The organism is Puia sp. (assembly GCF_036500295.1).
Taxonomy (GTDB): Bacteria; Bacteroidota; Bacteroidia; order Chitinophagales; family Chitinophagaceae; genus Puia.
On sequence record NZ_DASYCH010000125.1, the window covers coordinates 216,629 to 238,511 of the forward strand.

Annotated in this window: 17 protein-coding genes; 9 read left to right on the forward strand and 8 right to left on the reverse strand. The window is 55.7% G+C overall.

What is annotated here, in order from left to right; all coding sequences use genetic code 11:
* The first annotated feature begins 1 nt into the window (after position 1).
* From VGM48_RS23570 to VGM48_RS23595, 6 genes are all read left to right on the forward strand, one after another.
* Positions 2–1,690, forward strand: a complete 1,689-nt coding sequence (locus VGM48_RS23570; RefSeq protein ID WP_331583181.1) for a contractile injection system tape measure protein — start codon at positions 2–4, stop codon at positions 1,688–1,690.
* Positions 1,691–5,701: a DUF4157 domain-containing protein gene (locus VGM48_RS23575; protein WP_331583183.1), complete on the forward strand. Its 4,011-nt coding sequence runs from the start codon at positions 1,691–1,693 to the stop codon at positions 5,699–5,701.
* A 109-nt stretch (positions 5,702–5,810) separates the two neighbouring features.
* Positions 5,811–6,338 carry a DUF4157 domain-containing protein gene (locus VGM48_RS23580; protein ID WP_331583185.1) on the forward strand — a complete coding sequence of 176 codons (528 nt, stop codon included), beginning with the start codon at positions 5,811–5,813 and terminating at the stop codon, positions 6,336–6,338.
* On the forward strand, positions 6,325–7,692 hold the full coding sequence (locus tag VGM48_RS23585) for an ATP-binding protein (protein ID WP_331583187.1): 1,368 nt from the start codon (positions 6,325–6,327) through the stop codon (positions 7,690–7,692). Before VGM48_RS23580 ends, VGM48_RS23585 begins: the two co-directional genes overlap by 14 nt.
* Positions 7,693–7,700: 8 nt before the next feature.
* On the forward strand, positions 7,701–8,000 hold the full coding sequence (locus VGM48_RS23590; RefSeq protein ID WP_331583189.1) for a PAAR domain-containing protein: 300 nt from the start codon (positions 7,701–7,703) through the stop codon (positions 7,998–8,000).
* Between the two features lie 115 nt (positions 8,001–8,115).
* Entirely contained in the window at positions 8,116–8,925 is an 810-nt protein-coding gene (locus tag VGM48_RS23595) for a ParA family protein (RefSeq protein WP_331583191.1), read from the forward strand.
* Positions 8,926–9,030: 105 nt separating this feature from the next.
* On the opposite strand, the gene VGM48_RS23600 is transcribed toward VGM48_RS23595, so the two are convergent.
* The 8 genes from VGM48_RS23600 to VGM48_RS23635 form a co-directional block, all read right to left on the reverse strand.
* On the reverse strand, positions 9,031–9,444 hold the full coding sequence (locus tag VGM48_RS23600; protein ID WP_331583193.1) for a cytochrome C: 414 nt from the start codon (positions 9,442–9,444) through the stop codon (positions 9,031–9,033).
* Position 9,445: 1 nt separating this feature from the next.
* Entirely contained in the window at positions 9,446–9,667 is a 222-nt protein-coding gene (locus tag VGM48_RS23605; RefSeq protein ID WP_331583195.1) for a hypothetical protein, read from the reverse strand.
* Positions 9,664–10,665 carry a cbb3-type cytochrome c oxidase subunit II gene (locus VGM48_RS23610; RefSeq protein WP_331583197.1) on the reverse strand — a complete coding sequence of 334 codons (1,002 nt, stop codon included), beginning with the start codon at positions 10,663–10,665 and terminating at the stop codon, positions 9,664–9,666. The genes VGM48_RS23605 and VGM48_RS23610 overlap by 4 nt, the downstream gene beginning before the upstream one ends.
* A gap of 4 nt (positions 10,666–10,669) precedes the next feature.
* Complete coding sequence (locus tag VGM48_RS23615; RefSeq protein ID WP_331583199.1) at positions 10,670–12,700, reverse strand: cbb3-type cytochrome c oxidase subunit I; 2,031 nt, start codon at positions 12,698–12,700, stop codon at positions 10,670–10,672.
* A 126-nt stretch (positions 12,701–12,826) separates the two neighbouring features.
* Positions 12,827–13,258: an Rrf2 family transcriptional regulator gene (locus tag VGM48_RS23620; protein WP_331583201.1), complete on the reverse strand. Its 432-nt coding sequence runs from the start codon at positions 13,256–13,258 to the stop codon at positions 12,827–12,829.
* 158 nt (positions 13,259–13,416) lie between these two features.
* A complete protein-coding gene (locus VGM48_RS23625; protein ID WP_331583203.1) occupies positions 13,417–14,370 on the reverse strand; it encodes an NADP-dependent oxidoreductase in 954 nt (317 codons plus the stop codon).
* Positions 14,371–14,466: 96 nt separating this feature from the next.
* Complete coding sequence (locus tag VGM48_RS23630) at positions 14,467–15,021, reverse strand: STM3941 family protein (protein WP_331583205.1); 555 nt, start codon at positions 15,019–15,021, stop codon at positions 14,467–14,469.
* Between the two features lie 180 nt (positions 15,022–15,201).
* Positions 15,202–17,916: a ThuA domain-containing protein gene (locus tag VGM48_RS23635; protein WP_331583207.1), complete on the reverse strand. Its 2,715-nt coding sequence runs from the start codon at positions 17,914–17,916 to the stop codon at positions 15,202–15,204.
* A gap of 91 nt (positions 17,917–18,007) precedes the next feature.
* On the opposite strand from VGM48_RS23635, the gene VGM48_RS23640 reads away from it, so the two are divergent.
* From VGM48_RS23640 to VGM48_RS23650, 3 genes are all read left to right on the forward strand, one after another.
* Positions 18,008–20,827 carry a triple tyrosine motif-containing protein gene (locus VGM48_RS23640; protein WP_331583209.1) on the forward strand — a complete coding sequence of 940 codons (2,820 nt, stop codon included), beginning with the start codon at positions 18,008–18,010 and terminating at the stop codon, positions 20,825–20,827.
* 41 nt (positions 20,828–20,868) lie between these two features.
* Positions 20,869–21,276, forward strand: a complete 408-nt coding sequence (locus tag VGM48_RS23645) for a BlaI/MecI/CopY family transcriptional regulator (protein ID WP_331583211.1) — start codon at positions 20,869–20,871, stop codon at positions 21,274–21,276.
* A partial coding sequence (locus tag VGM48_RS23650) for a hypothetical protein (RefSeq protein WP_331583213.1) occupies positions 21,273–21,883 on the forward strand: 611 nt, incomplete at its 3' end. The genes VGM48_RS23645 and VGM48_RS23650, both read left to right, overlap by 4 nt.

The window sequence follows — 21,883 nt, forward strand, 5'->3', positions numbered from 1 at the left end:
GATGCAACACCTTATAAAAAAACAGGAATTACTGCTGCGGATCTCCTCGGGACTGGAACCTTTTGGCGTGCAGCATGCGGCCAGCAGCTTCTATCGGAACAAGCTGCTTTCCGTACTGGAGAAGGTGTTTGATGAATGTTCGACGAACGAAGAGGTGATTCTCATCGACCGGCTGGTGATCGATCTCGGCCGGATCGCCGAAAAGAGTTTGCGGGGTGATGGATCGGGGGATGAGCTGTATGCCGCGATAAAAAAAGAATTCCTCCGTGTGTTGAAAGGCGAGCGGCCGGAGGCGGGGCTTGTCCGCGCCGACCTGCGGGAAAATGCATTGAGCCAGTGGTGGTATTATATGGAGAAAGGCCGGCTGCCGTGGAATATCACGGATCCCGGCAGGGAATGGTATCAGCAGGTGCTGGAGATGCTATCCGTCGACTATAACAGCGTCACGCGGCTTCGGCAGGCGCTGGAAAGCCAGGCGGCCTTTTTACAGCGGGTGAGTCATCAGCATCCGGATGAGTTTCTGGAGACGCTGACCGGTATCCTCACGGGTGCGCGTCAGCCGTCGCTGACGCGACAGGTCGAGGCGATTGGTGTTCTCAGCCAATGGCTGGAGCAGACCTTTCATGATATGACGTCGATCATCGGGAGCCAGCCGGGCCCCGCGGAAAAAAGAGCGGAAACCATCCGGGCCCTGCGGCGGTGGATGGAAGCGCATTCTTCTTTTCTTATGCTTTTAAAGCCAGAGCGGAAAGCGGCCGTGTGGAGAATACTGTTGCGCGAGGCCGCGAGGCGGCCCGAAAAGCTGCGAACAAGCAGCCCGGAATGGGTGCTTTTGCGGGAATTCCTTCGCCCGGAAGAGGGGTTGATCCGCCGGCTGTTGCAAGAGTCAGGACTTCGCTTGCCGGAAATAGGCGTGCCGGGTGACGGGTCCGGCGGGCGGAAAGCAGTGAGGGAGCCCGGTGAAGCGTGGGAAGCCGATGAGCCGGGGGAACCCGAAGCAAAGTCTTCAGCCGTTGAAACGCGGGATGAAAAAGAAGAAGGGTCGATCGGGCAAACATCGAAGGATACCGGCGCCCCGGCGCCAGCCAATGAGACGGAATCGTCTGCGGCCACGCAGCCGGCGGCGGAGAAGAAGGCGGTTACCCCGGAGAAGGCACGGGTAGTCCAGCCGGACGAAGCGCTGGATGAGGCCGGGTTGTTCGGCAGGCATGCCGGGCTGATCCTGTTACACCCTTTTCTGCCGGCGTACTTCCATCGGTGCGGGCTGTGGGATAACGGAGTGTTCCTTGGGCCGCAGGCGCGGCAGCAGGCGGTCTTCCTGCTCCACTTCCTCGCCACCGGCGAAAAAGAAGCGCCGGAGTATGAGCTGCTTTTTCCAAAGATATTGTGCGGTTACGGACTGGAGGAACCCCTGCCGGCCAGAACGGAAATTCCGGATAGCGCGCGGGAGGAGGGAGAAGCGTTGTTACAGAACATCCTGCTGCAATGGGACAAGCTGAAACGAACATCCATCGGCGGGTTGCGGGAGGGATTCCTGCAGCGCACCGGGAAGCTGATCCGCCGCAACGACCGGACGCGCCTGATGCTGGAGATCAGCAGCATCGATGCCCTGCTGGATTTCCTGCCCTGGGGGCTAAGCATCGTGAAACTCCCCTGGCTGAAAGATATTATCTATGTTGAATGGAGATAAATGAAAACAACTGATACGAAGACATCGGCCGCGCAGCCGGCGAAGAAGACGGCGCCGTTCTTTAAGAAGGTCGCCGGGCAGGGTTTTTTCAAACCCGCGCAGCCCGTCGTGCAGACCAAGCTTACCATCGGGGAGCCGGGCGACGTATACGAGAAAGAAGCCGATCAGATGGCGGACCAGGTGGTGAAGAAGAAACCTGCCGAGGGGGCTGGTGCCGGGACAGGACTCAGCAGCGAAATGGGCATGGCGAAGCATATCCGGCGCAAGCCGATCTTCGAGAGCAAGAACGATCCGGCGGAAGGATTGCAGCGAAAATGCGCATCCTGTGAGAAAGAGGAGGGGTTGCAACGGAAAAGTGAGGGACCCGCGGCGGGGGCGGCTTCCGCTTCGGTAGAAGCGGGGATCACGAGCACGAAGGGATCGGGATCGGCGTTGTCCCCGACAACGCTAAGCCATATGGAGCCGGCGTTTGGCGCCGACCTTTCGGGCGTGCGTATTCATGATAACAGTAGTGCGCATCAAATGAACAAGCAACTGAATGCACAGGCCTTTACGCATGGGAAGGATATCTATTTCGACTCGGGGAAATACAAGCCGCAGAATACCGATGGGCAACATTTGCTGGCGCATGAACTGACGCACGTAGTGCAGCAGACCGGTAAAAGCGCGAAAAAGGGAACGAAGAGTGAGAAGAAGGTACAGCGGAAGCCGGCCAAAACCTGCGGGCTGACGCCGGGCGATGCGAGTATCGACGATGTGACAAAAAAATGTCCGTTCCCGGGCGGGATGATCAGCCGGAGCGGCAGCTATACGACGATCGCGATCAACAATCTTGCAGTAAAGGACAATGTCGATGAAAAATATCTCGCAAAAATAAAGAAGACGCTTCCCTTCGATCTGCCCGCACCGGGTGACCGGGCAAAGGCTCCAACCGACCAGATCGGGATGTGGACGGATATGGTAAAGTCGAGCGTGGAGGATAAAATAAAATCCTATATCGCGAAGATCAACGCTCCGCAGCCGATCGCCGACAAGATAAAACCCGAGAATCTCTATAGTCTCAGTCTGCCGAACAGCAAGGGAATTACGAAACTGGTAGGAAATTACAGGAATCTGGTGGATGAGTGTATCGTTCCCAAATGGAGTATTAAGGGGAAAGGGATGTCCTTCCAGGTGGAACATATCATGGATTATCAGATAGCGGGGGATAAAGCCGATGATGCCGCCAACCTGATGCTCTTGAATGCCGAACGGAACAGGGACCTTGGCGGAGATATCCTTCGGATGATCCGGGGGAAGATCCAGGATATCCTGGACCATTACAACCAATATATTCCCGCGGGCAGTCTGGAGACGAAGGCCAACGAGGCGCAACAGCTTGCCAAGGGTCGCTATACGATCCAGGCCGCGAGTCTGCGGAGGGTGAAGAACAATTTTGCACAGGACGAGGCCATTCTGGAAGACTATATGGTCGAAAAAACAATGGAAAAGCTGAATCCGTTGCAGGCGGCCAATATCGATATCAAGTCCTTTGGAAAACCCAAGGTGGGGGAATTCCTGTTGCAGTCGAGCAAGGGAGGTACAATGATCACTCTTCCTTACAAGGCAGATGACCTGCAGGTGGGCAGCTATCTGCTGACCATGCATGGCAGCGAGGCAAAAGGGCTCACAAAGATCACCGCCGTACTTGACCTGGCCGGCGGAGTGCTGAAAGGGGACAAGCCGCCGGTGAAGGAATATGCCGTCAGCAAAGTTCCCGGAACAACCAAAGTGTTCAGGGCGGAGAAATTTGGCTACGAGATGTCCCAACTGGAGATCAATTATCTAAGTCTGGTAGAATTCGGCGACCCGGTGCTGGACAGTGAGCTGAATCTGCATATTACGGGGAAGATCAATAAACCTACACCCGGCTTCCTCAACGGTACCCCGATCGATGTGTCGATCAACGGCCGTGATCTGTCGCTGGAGAAGACTTTTGCCGCGAGCGAGCTGGGCAAGGTGGGTCCGATCAATGTGGACGACGCGGATCTGACTATCGGTCTTAGTCTAAACAACGGGTTCACGGTCGGCGGCGGTGTCCGCTTCAGCATCCCGAAGGCCGGCAAGGGACATGTCGAGGCTTCTAAGAACGGCAAAGGTTTTATCTTCAAAGGCGGCTTTGATTTCGACCCCAGCACTTTCGATAAGGGAAATATCACCGTCACCTATGACAGCACGAAGGACCTGCCCGGAAAGAATCCGTGGACATTTGAAGGCACGCTGGTCATCGGTAAAAAGGTCAAGGGGATCGACAGTGCGACGATCAGGGTCGGCTATGCCGATGGACAGTTGACGTTTGACGGCAGCGCCGCATTGAATGTTCCCGGCGTAAAATCCGCTACCATCAAAGGCAGCTACCGCAACGGGCAGGATTTCAGCCTTACACTCGGCGCAGCATTCGACTTCAAGAACAAATATATACAGGACCCGCAGATCGAGGTCACGCTGGCGAGTGGTGGCGCTCCCGGCGGCGGTGCGGGTGGTGACCAGAATACCGGCTGGCGGCTGAGCCTCTCGGGTGGAATGACCCTCAACGTTCCCAAACTGGATGCCGTACCGATCGCCGTAAGCTATAAAGATGGTGAATTCGATGCTTCCGCGAAGGTCTCCAACATCAAGGTCGGGGAGCATGTCACCGGAAGCGTCACGGTCGGCGTAACAAACAAACCGGTGGATGAGACAACGGGAGAGGCGGCCGGCGGGCAGGGCGGCGGCAAGGATCTGCGATTGTATGGAAGCGGGACGATCATCGTCGTCTTCAACGAGCATCTACACTCCACCGTAGGCGTCCGGCTGACACAGGAGGGCAAGGTGCTTGTCAACGGTGATGTGAAGCTGGACAAGCAGCCGCTGATGAAGGGGAACAAGCTGTATGGGGACGACTATCCCTTATTTGCGATCAAATCGCCTGATATCCCCGTATTCAGCATCGGGGTCGGGGATGTCTATATCCGATTCGGCGGAGGCGCCGACGCCAACTATAACATCGGTGTACCGTTGATCAGCGCGGATGTGAACCTGAAGGACGTGGATATCCACGATCCTTCTTCAATGAAAGTGATAACGACCATCACCCCTGAGATCACGGCCAGCGCGGGGGTCAGGTTATGGGGATCATTCACCTTCGGCGCGAGGGTTGCAGTTCTGAAAGCGGAAGGGACCGTCACCGGATCGATCGGTCTGACAGCCGAGACGACCTTCCACCCCAGCCTGGTCCTGTCCTGGTCGCCTACGGAAGGTCTGGGTTTTGTAAGCGCCGGCGTCAACCTGGATGCGGATATCAAGGCGGCCGTCGATCTGACCGGCAAGGTGGCGGTATTGCTGGATTTTTATTTTACGACGGTCAATGTCTGGGACAAGACCTGGGACCTCGGGCATATGGACCTGGGAGAGCTTGGGAAGCTAAGCCTCAACTTCCCGCTGAACTTTGGCAAGGACGGAACACCGCTGCCGCCCAACCGGCTGCAGCCTGAAACGCCATTTGCCAAGAAAGATACCGCCACAGACTGGATGCTTAACAAGCCGGGCGGCGCGGAGAAGAAGGAACAGGGCAAGAGCGACGAAGAGATCCAAAAGGAAGTGCAGGAAGATATCCGGAAGTTACCGGCTATCGGTCCGCGTAACCCCAAATACAACCAGGTGCGAGGCAGGGACTTCCATTATCATTGGCTGGTCAGTACGGTGCCGATGGTCAATTGGGATTTCTTCCGCAAGGTGTGGTATGAGGTCGAGCAGGAAGAATTTGAAGACTTCAAGGACCGGGTATTGCAGCCGGTGAGTGAGCCGGTAAGCAAGAAGGAGCAGGTCGATCAATTCGCCATGGATCATGTGATGGTGCAACCCTGGCAGATCGTCGCCCTGCAAGGAGAGGTGATCAGGCTGGAGGCGGCGGCTCAGTCCTCACAGGCGCCGGAGCCACCACCTGCGGATGCCAACAGCAGCAGTCAGTCGAGTTCGGCGGGAAACCAATAAAACAAATTTTATGTCCTATCAATTAAGAAATTACCGGCATCGAAACCCAAAAGGGGGTGACGAGAAAAAAAGCAGCTCGCCATTTTTCAAGAGCCCGCAAAAAGGGGCTGTGCAAAAAAAGAAGCGGGATGGCTTCTTCCCGGGTATCCAGCGGCTCGCGACCTCCAAAGAGGATGAGAAACTCGCAACCAATGACGCCAAAATGGAAAAGGATAAGGAAGAACCGATGAAGCCCGTGCAGAGATCGGCCAAGCCCGGGGAGAAGAAGAAAAAAGAAAAAGAAAAGCCCGTTCAAAAGCGGCAACTGACCGTACAGCGGAAGGCCCGGAAAACCTCGGATGCCGTGGCCGATGCGATAAAGAAACAGGCGGGGAAGGGGAGTTCGCTGCCGCCGACGGTGCTGACGGAGATGAATCATGCATTTGGCATGGACTTTTGTCACGTACGGGTACACTATGATGCCGCCTCCGCGGCCCTTTGTAAAGAATTGAACGCAGCAGCATTCACCCATGGACAGGATATCTACTTCGGCGAAGGAATGTACAACCCGCACAGCGAAGAAGGGAAAAAGCTGCTGGCACATGAGCTGACACATGTCGTGCAGCAGGCAAACCCGACATATTATGACCATACCTAAAGAATTACAGGTTCTAGACAAGCTGATCCGAAGCCGGGTCACGGCGGAAGCCGAGGGCGAACAGGGAGGGGCGGCCGCCGCCGATCCGAAAATGCCTGCCTATGACAAGTGGGAGCTGCCGCTGGGCGGTTTTGCAAAGGAACAGAAGCTGAAGGAAGAGGAGGCCCTGCTCTTGCTGATCGGACTGGCCCACCATATCCAGCCGGACCTTTTTCAAACGGCGATAGAGAGCGTTTTGAAGAATGGCGGTGAATTCCCGAAGATCGGCGGAGTCACCGGGAAAAATTTCCGGGGCTTTCTGCCGACGGGCGATACCGCGTTGTTCCTGCTGAGCGGCGGCGACTGGAAGAAGCGGCTGGAAGTGCAGCGGCTTTTTTCCGCGGATCATTTCTTTGCGGTCCGGAAGATCGTCTGGCTGGAAGAAGTGCCGCAGGGCGAGCCGGCGATGAGCGGCAAGATCATCGTGTCGCAGGAATATATCGAACTGCTGACCCGTGGTGAGGCTGCGCCGCCGCATTTCGGGATGAGCTTTCCCGCCAAACGCGTCACCACGGATCTCGACTGGGATCACCTGGTCGTGAATGATAACCTGCGCAAGCAGATTGGCGACCTTCTCGACTGGCGGCAGTATCACGACGGCCTGCGGGAGAAAGACATCAAGCAGGGACGGTTCCGAAACGGCTACCGGACGCTTTTCTATGGCCCGCCAGGCACCGGCAAGACCTTTACGGCTGCGTTGCTGGGGAAGGCGATGCAGAAGGATGTTTACCGCATCGATCTGTCCATGGTGGTGAGTAAGTATATCGGGGAAACGGAGAAAAACCTGGAGATGCTGTTTGCCCGGGCGGAGGACAAGGACTGGATCCTGTTCTTTGATGAAGCCGACGCCATCTTTGGCAAACGCACCAATGTACGGGACGCCCATGATAAATATGCCAACCAGGAAGTCTCTTACCTGTTGCAAAGGATCGAAGACTATAACGGGCTGGTCATTCTGGCGAGCAATATGCGGAATAATATCGACGAAGCCTTTATCCGCCGGTTCAACTCCATCCTGCATTTCCCCATGCCCGATGCGGAGGAACGGAAGCTTATCTGGCAGAAGACGTTCCTGCCCGGGACGAAATTCCGGGCCGAGCCGGGCGACGTGGAAGCGGATATCATCGAGCAGGTGAAACATTATCAGCTGTCGGGCGGGAGCATACTGAATATCGTTCACTACGCGAGCATCAAAGGAGCGAAAAGAATGGAGGAGGGCAGGAAGAAAAAGACCGATGGACTGACCATCTATCTGCCCGACCTGATCCAGGGGGTGCGGCTTGAGTTCAGTAAAGACAATATCCCCTTTAAATAACAGCTATCATGGGACAACCTGCCGCCAGACTAACCGATATGCACCTTTGCCCGATGGCGACACCGGGAACGCCGCCGATCCCGCATGTGGGCGGACCGATCACGGGTCCGGGCTGTCCAACGGTGCTCATCGGCGGGATACCGGCATCCGTTCTCGGCGATCTCTGCACCTGTGTGGGACCGCCCGACAGTGTCCTGCTGGCGTCTACTACGGTATTGATCGGTGGGAAGCCTGCCGTGCGCATGGGTGATACTACACTGCATGGAGGAACGATAATCGCCGGCGATCCTACGGTTCTCATAGGGTAAGTGGGGTGTATGGTCCGGCATTGACGCGACAATCCACAGCCGTGGGAAACTATATTGCGATTTAACGGGGAACTATAAATATTTTTAGGGACTATAACCTTAAAAACAGTAGTTCATGCCAGTTATTTCGATTGCGATTCAAAAAGGCGGGTCTGGAAAGACCACCACCACACTCAATTTGGGGGCCGCCTTAGTCAATGAAGGAAAAAAGGTGTTACTGATCGACGCCGATCCCCAGGCCAATCTGTCCCAATCCCTCGGCATCGAAGACGAGCCTCAATTCAATCTGTATTCCGAGTTAAAGAAAGAGATCCTGCAGGAAGGCGGTGATCTGGAAAGGGCGATCGTCCATACCAAGCAGGGAATGGATGTGGTCCCGGCATCGATCGATCTGGCTATCGTCGAACTGGAAATGGCGGGGCTGATGGGTAGGGAATACCTGATCAGCGAACTGCTGGGTCCTGTCGTCGACGAATACGACTACGTTTTCATCGATTGCCCCCATGCCATCAGCCTGCTGACCGTGAACGCACTTGTAGCCAGCGATTTCGTCATGCTTCCGCTGCCCGGCGAGTTTCTGCCATTAAAAGGCGTCTATGGGTTCATGCGGCAATTCGACGTCATCCGCAAGAAGCTGAACACGCGGCTGGAATTGATGGGCATGGTCATGACAAAGTACGATGAACGCAAGTCGATGAACATCGGCGTGAAGAAGCAGCTGGAACAGAAATTCGAGAACAAGGTATTCCACACCGTCATCCGCACCAACATCCAGCTGGCCAAGGCCCAGGAAGCCGGCAAGGACATCTTTAGTTTCGACCGGACGGCGAACGGCGCGAAAGACTACCGGCAACTGGCAGGCGAATTGATGGAGCGGTCTGATGCTGCCCTCGCGCTCGCTGCCGCCATGGCCGTTGCTGTTTAGATCAGGACCAGTTGATTTGATTCTTCCTCTTACGCTCTCTCCACAAAACTTACCCCCACAGAAAATAGCCCGCTGGCTACCGCCGCCAGCCGGGGATGGATTTTTTTACTTAAAGAGGTTGATCGCGTTGGAGCTGATCAGGAAATAGATGGCCCAGGCGATAAAGGCGATGAGAAAGATAAAGATCCAGAAGGGAATACTTTGCGGCGTTTCACTACCCGTGATGACGAAATTCCGAGCATCGCCTTTGCCATAGGCATTGATCATGAGCGGGAGGATGCCGTCCACAATGGCCTCATCCTTGAGACCTTCGACGGCTATCGCGGGACCGTTGCGGACCTCGAAGGGGATGATACGGATACCCTCCTTGCCGCCGGCGTCCCTGCTAACGATGCGGAGGGTATGTCTTCCATCGACAAGTCGGGTGGTGTCGAGTTCGAAGGTGACGGGGGCGGACAGCCGGGCGATGGGTGTCGGGTCGTCGTCAAGGAAAAGGATGAGGGTGCTTTTGGCGTTCATACTAGTCTTTATTGAAGATGAGATACTTGGGGTGATCGCTGGTTTTTTCACCGGGACGGATGAGCCATTTTATCGAATAATACGCCGTGAATAGCGTGATGAGCACGAAGGCCAGGGCAATGAAATAGTCCCAGCGGCTATCCGGACCGGGGCCGTGGCTGATGGCTTTTAGAATTCTTGGCTGGCCGATGGAGCAGGCCGGGCAGAATAGAAGATATATCATTTTTTTATTGTTGTGGTGAGATGTTCAATGGTTGCTGCGTCGGTGGTTTTGCCGGCGTTGCCCCAGCTGGTGCGTTCGTAATTCATGATCGCACTGATCTCGGCTGCGCTGAGGTTGTTGGTGGTGCCGACTGGCGGCATGGGCGGATAGCCTTCTTTGACCCGGCCTTCATACCCATTGATGATGATGCTGAGATGGGTTTCCGGGTTGGGGTCGTTGACAATGGCACTGCCCTTCAGCGAGGGGAAGGCGCCTTTGAGGCCTTCGCCGTTGGGTTGATGACAGGACTGACAGTAGGTGGCGTACAGGGCGCCGCCGTCGGGTTGGTTGGACTTGTCATTCTTGCCGGCGCCGGCGGCTGCTTTTATTGGATAGAGGAAGGCGGGGATGGGCCGGCCGTCGGGGAGATTGGTTTGTTTGAGGGATTGAAGATAGGCGACGAGTTGGCGCGCTTCTTTTGTCGCGACCACTACGCCTGTTTGGGCATTGAGAAAGAGGTCAGGGACGGAGATGGTAATATCGCCTTTTTCAGCGGAGTCTTTTATTTCGAAGAGCCAGGGATAGGCGGGCATGATGGATTCTTTTACGACGATGCGGGGATTGAAGAGATGGGTCAGCTGCCAGGATTCCAGGGGTTGGCGGTTGCCGATATTGGTGAGATCGGGGCCGGTTCGTTCGGAGCCCATGAGGGTGGCGGTGTTTTGCCAGAAGGAGGTGCGGTGGATACGGGCATAGTCGGCGGAAACGCTGGGGCGGCTTCCAAAAGATTTGTCCATATCGATGTTGCGTACCTGCTGGGTGTGACAACCGACGCAGCCGTTGGCGATAAAAATGAGTTTTCCCTGCCGGGCGTCCGCGCTGAGGGGTTCCGAGCCGGGTAGCGGAGAGTTGTTGCGTTGATTGGTCAGCGCCGGGAGGATGGCGACGAAGAGGGTGAGGGTACCGAAGAACAGGAAGCTGGTGCGGAAAAGCTGTTTATGATTGTCGAAAAATTCCATTGCTTTAGATTTTTTTGGGTGAAGGACTTACGCCGGATGCGGGGAAGCTCCAGGTAAATACTCCGGTTCCTTCGATCATCCGATACATATTGTAGGCAAATACGAGATGGGAGAACCACATGAGACTTCCGCCGATGGCGCGCCAGAGCCAGTAAGGGGCCATGAGAACGACGCCGTCGATAAAGGGTTTGCCCTGGCTCCAGAGCAATCCCTTGAGGGTGGCGCCCCACATGAGCGGGATCGTATAGAAGAGCAGACCGAGAAGGGCAAGCCAGAAATGGGCGCCGATGGCGATCTGTGGCGCTTCTTTGCCGGTAAGCCGCGGGACGAGGACGTAGGTGGCGGCCCAGATGAAAAAGGTGATGATGCCATACATCGTCAGATGCGAGTGGGCCACGGTGAAGTCGGTGAAATGCCAGATGAGGTTGGTGGATCGAAAGGCTTCGGCCGTTCCCTGCATGGAGCCGGTGAAATAGAAAACGATCCCGGTTAGGAAGAAGGGAAGCGTGTAGCTGTTGCCGACACTCGACCAGGAACCGTTGATGGTAAGCAGAAAGTTGGTCGCGCCGGCGGTGACGGGGATGATCATACCCACGCTGCCGACGATGGCTACGGTCTGCAGCCACCAGGGGATGGAGCTGAAGATGAAGTGATGCGATCCGATGACGGTATAGAAAAGGATCTGCGACCAGAAGGCGAGGATGCCGAGACTATAGGAGTAGATGGGTCTGTTAAGTTGCTGTGGCAGGAAATAGTAGACGATGCCGAGGGTGAAGAACATAAACCACATCCCGACACCCATATGCATATAATAGCCCTGGATGATGGTCTCGCCGAGACCGTCCTGCCACCAGGGGAGGTAGGCGACGAAGACGATGACGAGGGCGAAGATAATAGCGGAGATGATGTACCAGTTGGAGATATAGATGGCCGGGGTAGTTCGCCTGGCAACCGTCCGCAGAAAGTTGCTTAGGGTCAGGATCAGGCCGATCGCGAAGAGCGCCATTACGGGCCAGGTATATTCGCGGTATTCGCCGCCGCCGTTGTTGATACCGGCCATAAGGCTGAGGGAACCGATGAGGACGGCGCTATTGATAAGCCAAAGGGCCACCCAGCCTTTCTTTATGCTGTGCAGCGGCGTGTTGCTGACGCGCGGGACGATATAATACCCCAGACCGAGCATCCCGAGCGAGGCCCAGCCCCAGAAAACCATATTGGTGTGAACGGGGCGAAGACGGCCGAAGCTGAGCCAGGAGACATGATCTGCGTCGGGGGCGACGAATTTTATGCCGAGGTATTCGCCGATGGAAGTACCCAGGAGGAGCCAGCCGGCGGCACAAACGAGATAGGCAAGGATGAGCCGGGTGAGTTGCGGGTCGACCGGTGGGCGTTTTGTCGCACGTTTTTTTACGGGTACGACGGGAAGTACGTCTTCGCTTTCGATGTGATGGATCAGACCTTTTGTATCCTCGGCTTTTACGGTGCCGGAGAGTTGGTTGGGTCCCGGTGTATATTCGAGGGCGTGGAGTCGTTTTTCAAGCGCGGCTTCGCTATTTTCAAGGGAGTCGAGGTAAGCATCCAGTTGTTGGTCGTCGCGCTCGTGGCGGTCGCGGCGGTATTGCTGGACGATGCGGGTAAGTCTTGCGCCCATGAGGAATACCCCGAGGAGAACGGGAAGCAGGATAAGGATGATCAGGATAATGATGCCGGGTTGGGTGAAGAGCGTTTCCCGCGTTGCAGGGGAGGTTTGCGCGGCAGCGGGGGTCGTGAGGAGAGTGGAGGTCAGGACGGCGATAATGATGGCGGGAGCCTTGGGGTGGCGCTTTTTCAGGAGCCGGATGAGTTTGTCTTTGTCGAGACCGCTGAGGTACTCTTCGAGTCGCTGTTCGTCAAAGGTTTTCCTGGTTTTGGCGGCGAGGTGTTTTATCTCCTTCGTCTTCCCATAAAGATAGAGGGCCGCGAGTAATAGGATGAGCAGCAGGGCCATCAGGATGAGGCTGAGGCCGGAGATGGAATGAAGCGAGAAGAACGGCATATTAAAATATTTAAAGGTCTTTTAATCCTTTATTTAAAACTTAGGGTTCGGTTATTAGTTGCGGCGCGGATGGCGGTCGGCGGAGTGGCGCTTGTTTGGCGATGATGGGAGTGGCAGCGGCGGCGGCTATCGCTTCAGGAAGAGCCGGTTCTTGTCGAGCTGGGTACTGAATTCACCCACCGTCGTGTTCTGCAAAAGATGGGAAAGATCATCGCGGATCTTTTTGAATTCGTGGTGCAGGGGGCAGGGCTTTGCCTCCGAACATTGCCGGAGACCCAGCGCGCAGCCGGTGAAGATCTCGTCGCCATCGACGGTGCGGACGATGTCTGCCAATGGTGCTTTCAATGAGCGTTCGTCGAGAAAGAAGCCCCCCGAGGGTCCTTTTTGCGACTGGATGAGCCCCTTACGGCTCAGGTCCTGGAGGATCTTGGCGATGAAGTGCTCGGGGGAGTCGATGCCCTTGGCAATCTCCCGGATCCCGACCTTCACACCGTCTCTCGACTTCTGCGCTACGTATATGACAGAGCGGATGGCGTACTCACAAGCTTTTGAGAACATAGTGTGCATTTGCGGAAACAAAGGTAAGCATTTCTTAATAAAAGAGTTTTTTCTCTTTTATTCAACCCGATCCGCTCTCATTCGGCATCAAAATTAGACAGATACCTTCAATGCGGCAATGTAAGGATGCACGCATCTCTTGTCCTTTTGGCGCCGGGTTAGGAATTGCCGACGCTGAGGACGATCTTCCCCCGCTTGCCGGAGGAGAAGGCCATCTCAAAGGCCTTTCCAGCCTCCTGTAAGGGAAGGATGGTGCTGACGATGGTCTTGACGACACCGTTGTCAAGGAGTTGGCCTATCTTGATCAGTTGCTGACGGTCAGCCTTTACAATGAAGAAGACGCCGCGCACGCCGAGTGTGGGATCCGGCTGTTCGATGGATTCGCCGGCGATGGACACGAGGACGCCGCCGCGCTTCAGCAAGGGCCAGGAGTTCCGTTGCGTATCGCCGCCGATGGGATCGAAGATCACATCGAGGTTCTTTACCTTGTCTTCAAAGCGGCTTGTCTTATAATCGATCAGTTCGTCGGCGCCGAGACTGCGGACAAAGTCGATATTGTGGGTTTGCGCCGTCGCAATGACATGCGCCCCACACCAGCGGGCCATTTGAACGGCAAAGATGCCGACGCCGCCGGCGCCACCGTGGATGAGTATGCGTTGCCCTTTCCGCAGTTGAGCACGATCAAAAAGCGCCTGCCAGGCGGTAAGTGCCGATAAGGGGATCGACGCGGCTTCGACGGCGTTTATCGATTTTGGTTTGGGAGCAAGATCGGCGGCTTTGACGGCGATGTATTCCGCGGCCGTGCCATCGCGGAAAAAGGAGGTGAGGCCGTAGACGGCGTCGCCGACGACGGGAATATCGCCTTTTCCGGCGTTCGCGATATCGGGCGCAAGTTTTTCGACGATGCCGCAGAGTTCGTGCCCGGGGATCGTAGGGGTGCGGCTGTTGCCTTTTTCGTCGGTATATGTAGGGTCCCAGACAAGCTCGTCGCGGGTAGTGCCGGACGCGAGAACGCGGACAAGGGCATCACCGGGCTGCAGGGTGGGCATGGGAGCATCTTCATAAACGACCTGTTCCGGCCCGCCGCGGGCGTGGAGGCGAATGGCTTTCATAATTTTTGTTTTTAATGCACCAAAGTTAGGGGGTGGAGGGGATAGGGGGAATGCCCGGGTTATGGGTGCCAATGCAGGTTTTATGCCAAAGCCTGGTCAGTTAAGTACCGCAGGCCGGCTTCGATCGAAATAGGTTTGGAGGTGGTGCTGGAGCTCGTCGAAGGAGCACTCAAGGGAGTTGGGGGATAACTGAATGGGCGAGCCGTAGTTACGAAAGTTGACCGTCATGGCTTTACGCTTGAGGGCATTGGGCTGGCTGTCGAGGAATGCGTTGGGATTTTTGAGAATGACGGCGATGAATTTCTTTTTGTATCTGGGGAGGCTGACCGTCTTGAGACCTTTTACCTCCGCCCAGGGAATATAGCCCGCGGCAAGACCGCTGGAATAGTCCGTGAATCCGCTGTTGTCGATGATAAGCGCGGGGCCGTTTTTGAGTATTTGCCGGAAATAGAGAGTGCCGAGGAGGAAGCCACCAATAATAATAAAGGAGCCGATGATGATAACGAGGGCAGGAACAGTAAACAGGAGGCCGGGGCCGCTCGGCTGGACAATAACAAAGAAGAGACCCAGCAGGATGCAACCCACGGAGAGCAAAAGCAACTTTGGCAGCTTTGCTTTGCTGAAAGGGATAATGGTTTCGCTGGTAGGCATAGAGGCTCGCTTACGCGCACGCAAGTTAAACAATTTCCGCGGCTTATGCCAGCCCCAGGGGTCAGACCCGGGGGTCTTTTCGACCGAAATCAGACCGGATTAGCCAAAAATACCCGAAATCCTTGCGCAAAACGGCTCATCGGCCCCGCCGGAAAGGCTTACCACCCCCGCCGGAAAGGCTCATCGGCCCCCGCCTGTGGCAGTCCCGAGCCATTCGAGACCATCCTCGAAAAGCCGCCTCTCTACGGGTGATTGGAGGTTTTGATCACCATGCCCCATATTTAGATACAACATCTTATAACGTGTATTGGTCCAGCAGACCGGAATATCGCCGCCGCGGATGGTATCCTTCTTCCCCAACGGATAATTGGCGGGGTCGAGAGTGATAAGGACCTTGACATCCTTGTTGCTCCGCGGATTTGGCTTCCAGCCATACCATTCGTTGATGGGCGCGGTATAATGCGTGGGCAGCCGGTGGGTCGCGGGATGCTTGTTGTCGTCGACGATGAGTTTCGCAGGCAAGGGAGGCCAGCTGTTATTATAGAAGACCGCATCGCCGAAAAAATGAACAAACCAGGGCCAGTGGGTGGTCCGGTCGTTATAGCCCGACACATGGAAACCCAGCCAGGCGCCCCCCTTTTCCATATAATTCTGAAAGGCCGTTCGCTGCGCCTCGGAGTGGGGAAAATCATTCAGCCAGAGGACGACCTGGTATTTCTTCAAGGCGTCGTTGCAGTTTTCCCAGTTGGAAGTGGTGTCGAACGCAAAGTTCTTTCGCCGGGCCAGGTCGGCGTAAAACCGGATCGCATCATCCGCGAAGTCGACATGATCGGTCTCCACGGTGTTGGAGTAGAAGGCGAGAACGCGGTAACGAGGATGCACAGGCGCGGCGTTGGGGGCGGTAGCAGCGGCACCGGAATGGGCGTCGGATGCCGGGGGCTGCAGGGCGGAAGCCGGGTAGGCCGGCGTTTGAGCAGCCCAGGAAATGGCGTTTGCAAAGAGATGCCGGTAGACGCTGTCGTCGAACAGAACGGGGTCATGTCCCATGAAAATATAGATGTTACGAGCCTTAACCTTTTCATTGGTCCAGATGACGGGATGATCACCCATCTTTACCGTCGTATCCGGATAATACGTGGATTCATCCACGCTGCCCAGCACATGGACATTGGGCCGCGGACTCTTATCATAGGTATACCATTCCTCCTTTTGTACCACGAAGCTGTCCGGGATGCCCTGCAGCACGGGATGACTGCGGTCCTCGAGCCGGACCGTCGCCCTTGCAAACCGGGCAATATAGTCTTTCCAGCGGATGGCCCCCATAAAGTCATGGAACCAGGTCCACATGGGGAAATGATCGAACTCTCCCAACAGGGTGGCATGATGAAAGCCGACCCAGCCGCCCCTCCCCTCTTCGATATACTTTTTAAACGCGGCCTCGGCGGCGGGCTTCCAGCCATAAGGAACAAAGTCCAGCTGGATGATCAACTGGTAATGACTCAGCAATTCGTCGTTGATGCTGTCGGTGTGCGTGAGATAGTCGATAGCAAAATTGCTGTCCACGGCCTGCTGCGCGAGCCAGTTACGGGCACGCCAGGAGTATTTGACATGCCAGCCGCCGTTCTCAAAGAGCACGAGTGCCCGGAAACGCGGCCGGTTGACCTGCTGGTAAACGCTGTCCAGGACGAGGTTCATCGCCGAGTCGAGTCCGGTGAACAGGCGCTTGTCGTCGCGATGCCAGGGATGTCCCTGACGGTAGTCCCACCAGCGATATTCGATCTTTGTAAACTCGCTGGTGGTGCCGATGTTTATGGGTTTTTCGTAGTAATGATCGGTGCGAAACCGGTAACGGCCGTCGGCGATGTGGATGTCGAAGTCATAGGTCAGCTGATAGTGATGGCCGGAGTCGTTGGTGGGGATATCGAGAGATCCCTTGCCGATAAGGGTGCCGGTGGCGGGGTCGGCGGTGCTGATGGTGAACCGGGGGTTGCCGGATAGTCCAGCCGTTGAAGGCGGCCCCGTCAACGCGCGTTTGACCCGGAGAAAGAGTTCGGTTTGCGGGACCACCGGGGCGCCAAGTACATACTCATGATCGTAGCTGACCCGGCGGTCGCTCAGGGGCAGGGAAGCGTCTGCGGGCCCGGAGGAAGCTGCCCAGCGGATCGCATCGCGGAGCATCCCGGCATAAGCGGGGTCCTGCAGGAGTTCGGGGGCATGACCGGGGCTGATATAGATCATCCGGCGAAACCGTTGGTTGGTCCAGATAACGGGATGATCACCCATCGGTTTATTTTGATGATAGGTCGACTCATCCACCGACGCCAGGACATGGACATCGGGATTGCCCCGCACGCTCTTGTCCCACTCGTACCATTCGTCGGGGATATCCAGCCGGGCAGGCAGGTGCCGCGTCACGGGATGCGACCGGTCTTCGACGACCATGGTGGCATGCTGATAGGCGGGATGTGGGGAGTAGATCACGTTGCCCATCAGATCCTCAAACCACTGCCAGTATTTGTCATTGGGGTGAAACTGGTGACCCGTAAGGCCGGCCGCATGGATGCCTACAAACCCCTTGCCTTCTTCCACGAACTGGCGGAGAGCATCCTGCTGGGCATACGACATATCAAACGGCGCCAACTGGAGCATGACAAACACCTGATACCGTGCAAGGTTGACCGGGTTGATCCGGCTGGTGTCGTCGCTAAAGTCCAGCTGGAACGACTCGCGGGCCGCCATCTCCTCAAAAAAAGGCCGGGCGGCCGCAATCATTTTCAGATGATCGTGGGCACGCGAAGCCACTACCAATACCCGAAAGGATTGTGCGCCCGCCCCGGCTTGACAGAGAACTAACAGGATGATCAGGGAGAGATTCTTCAGAGACGTTTTCCGCATTGGACAAATATCCATCCGGGCATCCGGATGGACAATTTGTTTGCCCCTACATTAACACTACATCAACCGTTTTTTGATAACTTGTCGCCAAATGAAACGATTTCTGCTGCCGGTGTTGTTTTTCGCCCTGGGTCCCGGAGCGGCGCGGTGTCAATCGGCAATCGGGTTGCCGGCTATCCGCAGCTACACCCGCGCGGATTATCATGCTGCCCTGGAAGCATGGGATATCGGCCAGGATAAGCAGGGCGTGCTGTACTTCGCCAACAACGACGGGCTATTGACCTTTGACGGCGGGTATTGGAAGACCTATCCCCTGCCCAACAAGGTAACCATCAAGTCGCTGGCGATCGACCGGGCGGGCCGGGTGTTTGTGGGCGGAACGGATGAGATCGGCTATTTCTCCCCGGGCGCCCACGGGATCCTGGACTATCACTCCCTCAAAGAGCAGCTGCCGGCGGTAGCCAGACAGTTTGCCGACGTCTGGGATATCGTAATCGCCGGGGAGGCAGTGTTCTTCCGGACAAACGAAGCGATCATCGAATGGGCGAATGGCCGGATGAGAACCTTTGACGCTCCCCGTGCCTGGCAGATGATCACCCTGGTCGGCTCCCGGCTGATTGCCGCCGACAAGGAACAAGGGCTTTTTGTTTTCCGGGGCGGCCAATGGGAACCACTTTGCCACGCAACGCCGATACATGTCACCGGTATCCTGGAATATAAAAAGGACACCCTGCTGGTCACCACACTCAAAAACGGGCTTTTCCTGCTGAGCGGCAAGACGCTCGTCCCAATGAACACGGGGATCGACGGACTATTGAGGAACGACCTGGTCAACGGCGGTATCCGGCTGGGCGATGACCGCTATGCACTGGCGACAGCCACCGGCGGCGTATTGATCATCGATGGCGGCGCCACCGTTATCGAACGGTTCTCCAGTGCCGAAGGACTACCCAATAATAATGTACAGGCGATGATGACCGACCAGGAGGGCAACCTATGGCTGGGACTTCAGAACGGGATAGCCCTGGTCCATTATGCCACTTCGATCCGCCTGATAAAACCGGTAAGGGACAACCAGCTGGTGAGCAATACGGTTCGGGTTTTTGATCAACGGCTATATGTGGGCACGTCCAACGGATTATATAGTCTCGCATTGGATCCTGCCGTCCGGGATATCAGCAAGCTGAAAGGCGGATTCACCGAGGTGGAAAATACAAAGGGACAGGTCTGGGGCTTGCAGGAGATGGGTAGCGATCTGCTGGTCGCCCACCAGGATGGAGCTTCGGTGGTCCGGGCCGGTAAAGCGACACCGGTACCCTCGGGAATGGGGGTCTGGGGCTTCCTGCCCGTGAAGGAAGGCGTGATCGCCGGCACCTATACCGGTCTTGTAAAGATGACCGACAGCAACGGACATTGGGAACAACGTGGCAAAGTCAATTCCCTGTACGAATCGCTACCGGTGATCGCTTATGACGGTGATCAGACGATCTGGGCGTCCCATCCCTACCGGGGCGTATTCCGGAATCCGCTGTCCGGCGCGTTCAGGAATTATGGCGTCGCTCAGGGTCTGCCTTCCCTCCGCGGCAATTATGTTCTCTATTATAAGGATACCCTTTTCGCAGCAACAGAAAAGGGCGTCTATGAATACGACCCCGCCACCGATAAGTTTGTCCCGTCGGCCGGGTTCCGCCCCATCTTTGGAGACACCAGCGTGGAATACCTGAACCCCGACCGGGATGGAAATATCTGGTTTGTGAGCGATCAGCGGGTCGGAGTCATCGACTACGGCAAACCATCAGGATCAAAGCCCTATTCGGTGGTCTATTTCCCGGGTTTGAAGGGACAGACGGTGAAAAACTTTGCAACGATCTATCCCTATGATAAGGAGAACGTCTTTATCGGTTCGAATAACGGGGTATATCATCTCAACTACAGCAGATATCTGGAATCGGCCGGCAAGGTGCGGGTCTTGCTGACTACGGTGGAAGCGATAGCCGAAAAGGACAGCCTTATCTATGGAGGCTATGGCGGTGGAGATTCGGCAGTGATGCGGTTACCCAATCACTGGAACTCTTTTCATTTCGAGTATGCTTCACCGATGTTCACCCAACCCAATGCAATAGAATACAGTTATCAGCTTGCGGGTTTCGACCATGACTGGTCGGAATGGTCCTCCAGGCCGGAGAAGGATTATACCAATCTTCCCTATGGGCATTACCGCTTCCTGGTGCGGGCGCGGGATAATCTCGGCAACCTGTCCGAACCGGCCGTTTTTCCGTTTATCGTCAGCCCGGCCTGGTATCAAACGGTCTGGGCCTATATTGTCTATCTGGTGCTGGTGCTCTGGATCTTTTCGCTTGTCCGGCGACAACAACGGCGACGCCTCCAACGTCAGAACTACCTCCATAGCCTGGAACTCGACCGGAAAGAGAAGGGACTCATCGCCTTACAAAACTCCAAACTGGAAGGTGAGCTGCAGTTCAGGAACAAGGAACTGGCGACCGTAACCATGCATCTGGTCGAAAGAGGGGGTATCCTGTCGGGTATCAAAGAGGAGTTGACGGCCGTGATCAAACGGCTGAATATCCCCAATCTCGCCCATGAGTTTAAGCCGGTGTTCCGGATGATGAGCGATACGGAAAAAAGCGATGACGACTGGAACCGGTTTGCTCTGTATTTTGATGAAGTGCACAATAACTTCCTGTCCACCCTGAGAACAAAATACCCACAGCTTAGTCCCACCGATTTGAAATTGTGCGCCTACCTGCGCTTGAATCTGTCTTCCAAAGAGATAGCGCAGCTGCTGAATATCTCGCTAAAAGGCGTGGAGGTGAGCCGGTACCGGCTTAGAAAAAAGCTCGGACTGGCGACGGAGATCAACCTTAACGATTTCCTAGGAAAAATTTCCTAGATTTTATTGGGATCATAGGAAAACTTTCCTACCTTAGGGTTATGAAAGCCGAAAAACCGAAGTCTCCGGAGAAAATGGAGCCGACCCGCTCGGAGCTCGAGATCCTGCAGGTGTTGTGGCAGTATGGTCCCAACACGGTGCGTTTTGTCAACGAACGATTGAATGAAGATAAGCGGGAGGTGCAATATGCGTCGACGCTGAAGCTGATGCAGATAATGGTCGACAAAGGGCTGCTGCACCGTGACGAAAGCCAGGTAAAACATATTTATGGTCCCGCTTCGGAAGAATACAAGACCAAGAGTCTGTTGCTGGACCGTTTTGTCGATTCGCTGTTCAACGGTTCGGTCAGCAGCCTGATGTTACATCTGCTGGACAATAAGAAGACATCGCAGTCCGAGTTGGATGCGATCAGGGAATTATTGGACAAAGCCAAAAAAGATAAAAAATGAAGACTACTTTATCATTCGGCCTGATGGCGCTTGTCGCGGTAGGGCTGATCAGCATGCGCGAGCGGCAGCAGGAGCCGACAAAAGAATCCGTCGCGACCGTTCGCCCGGTGGAAACCGCAGGTCCGGCGAAAACTGTAAGCCCGGCAAAAACCGTTCGCCCGGCGATCGCCGCAGATACCATTCCGTCTGGTCATCGGTTCAGCCCGCTGAGTATCAGCATCAACGACGAAGGGCATGGAAGGACGGTGACAGCTGTGGCCACTGATGAAAAGGGTAATACGTATGTGCTGAAGGAGGTGGATGGCAAGGTTATGGAGTTTAGTATCAACGCGAAATTGATTGCAAAAGAGAATTATAGCAAGTATGTGGATCTTTTTGATCGGATAGAAGATTATGCAGATGCACCTGTTCCTCCGGTGCCCGCCATACCCGCTGTGCCTCCCATTCCGGCTATGCCAGCTGTGACCCCCGTAACTGCCATGCCGGCTGCCACCGCCATGCCCGCTGTGCCTCCGATGCCGGCAACTCCCCCCGTGCCCGCAATTCCTCCCGTCCCACCGGTGCCGCCGGTGTCCGATTATTATATCCGCCACATCATCCGCGATCT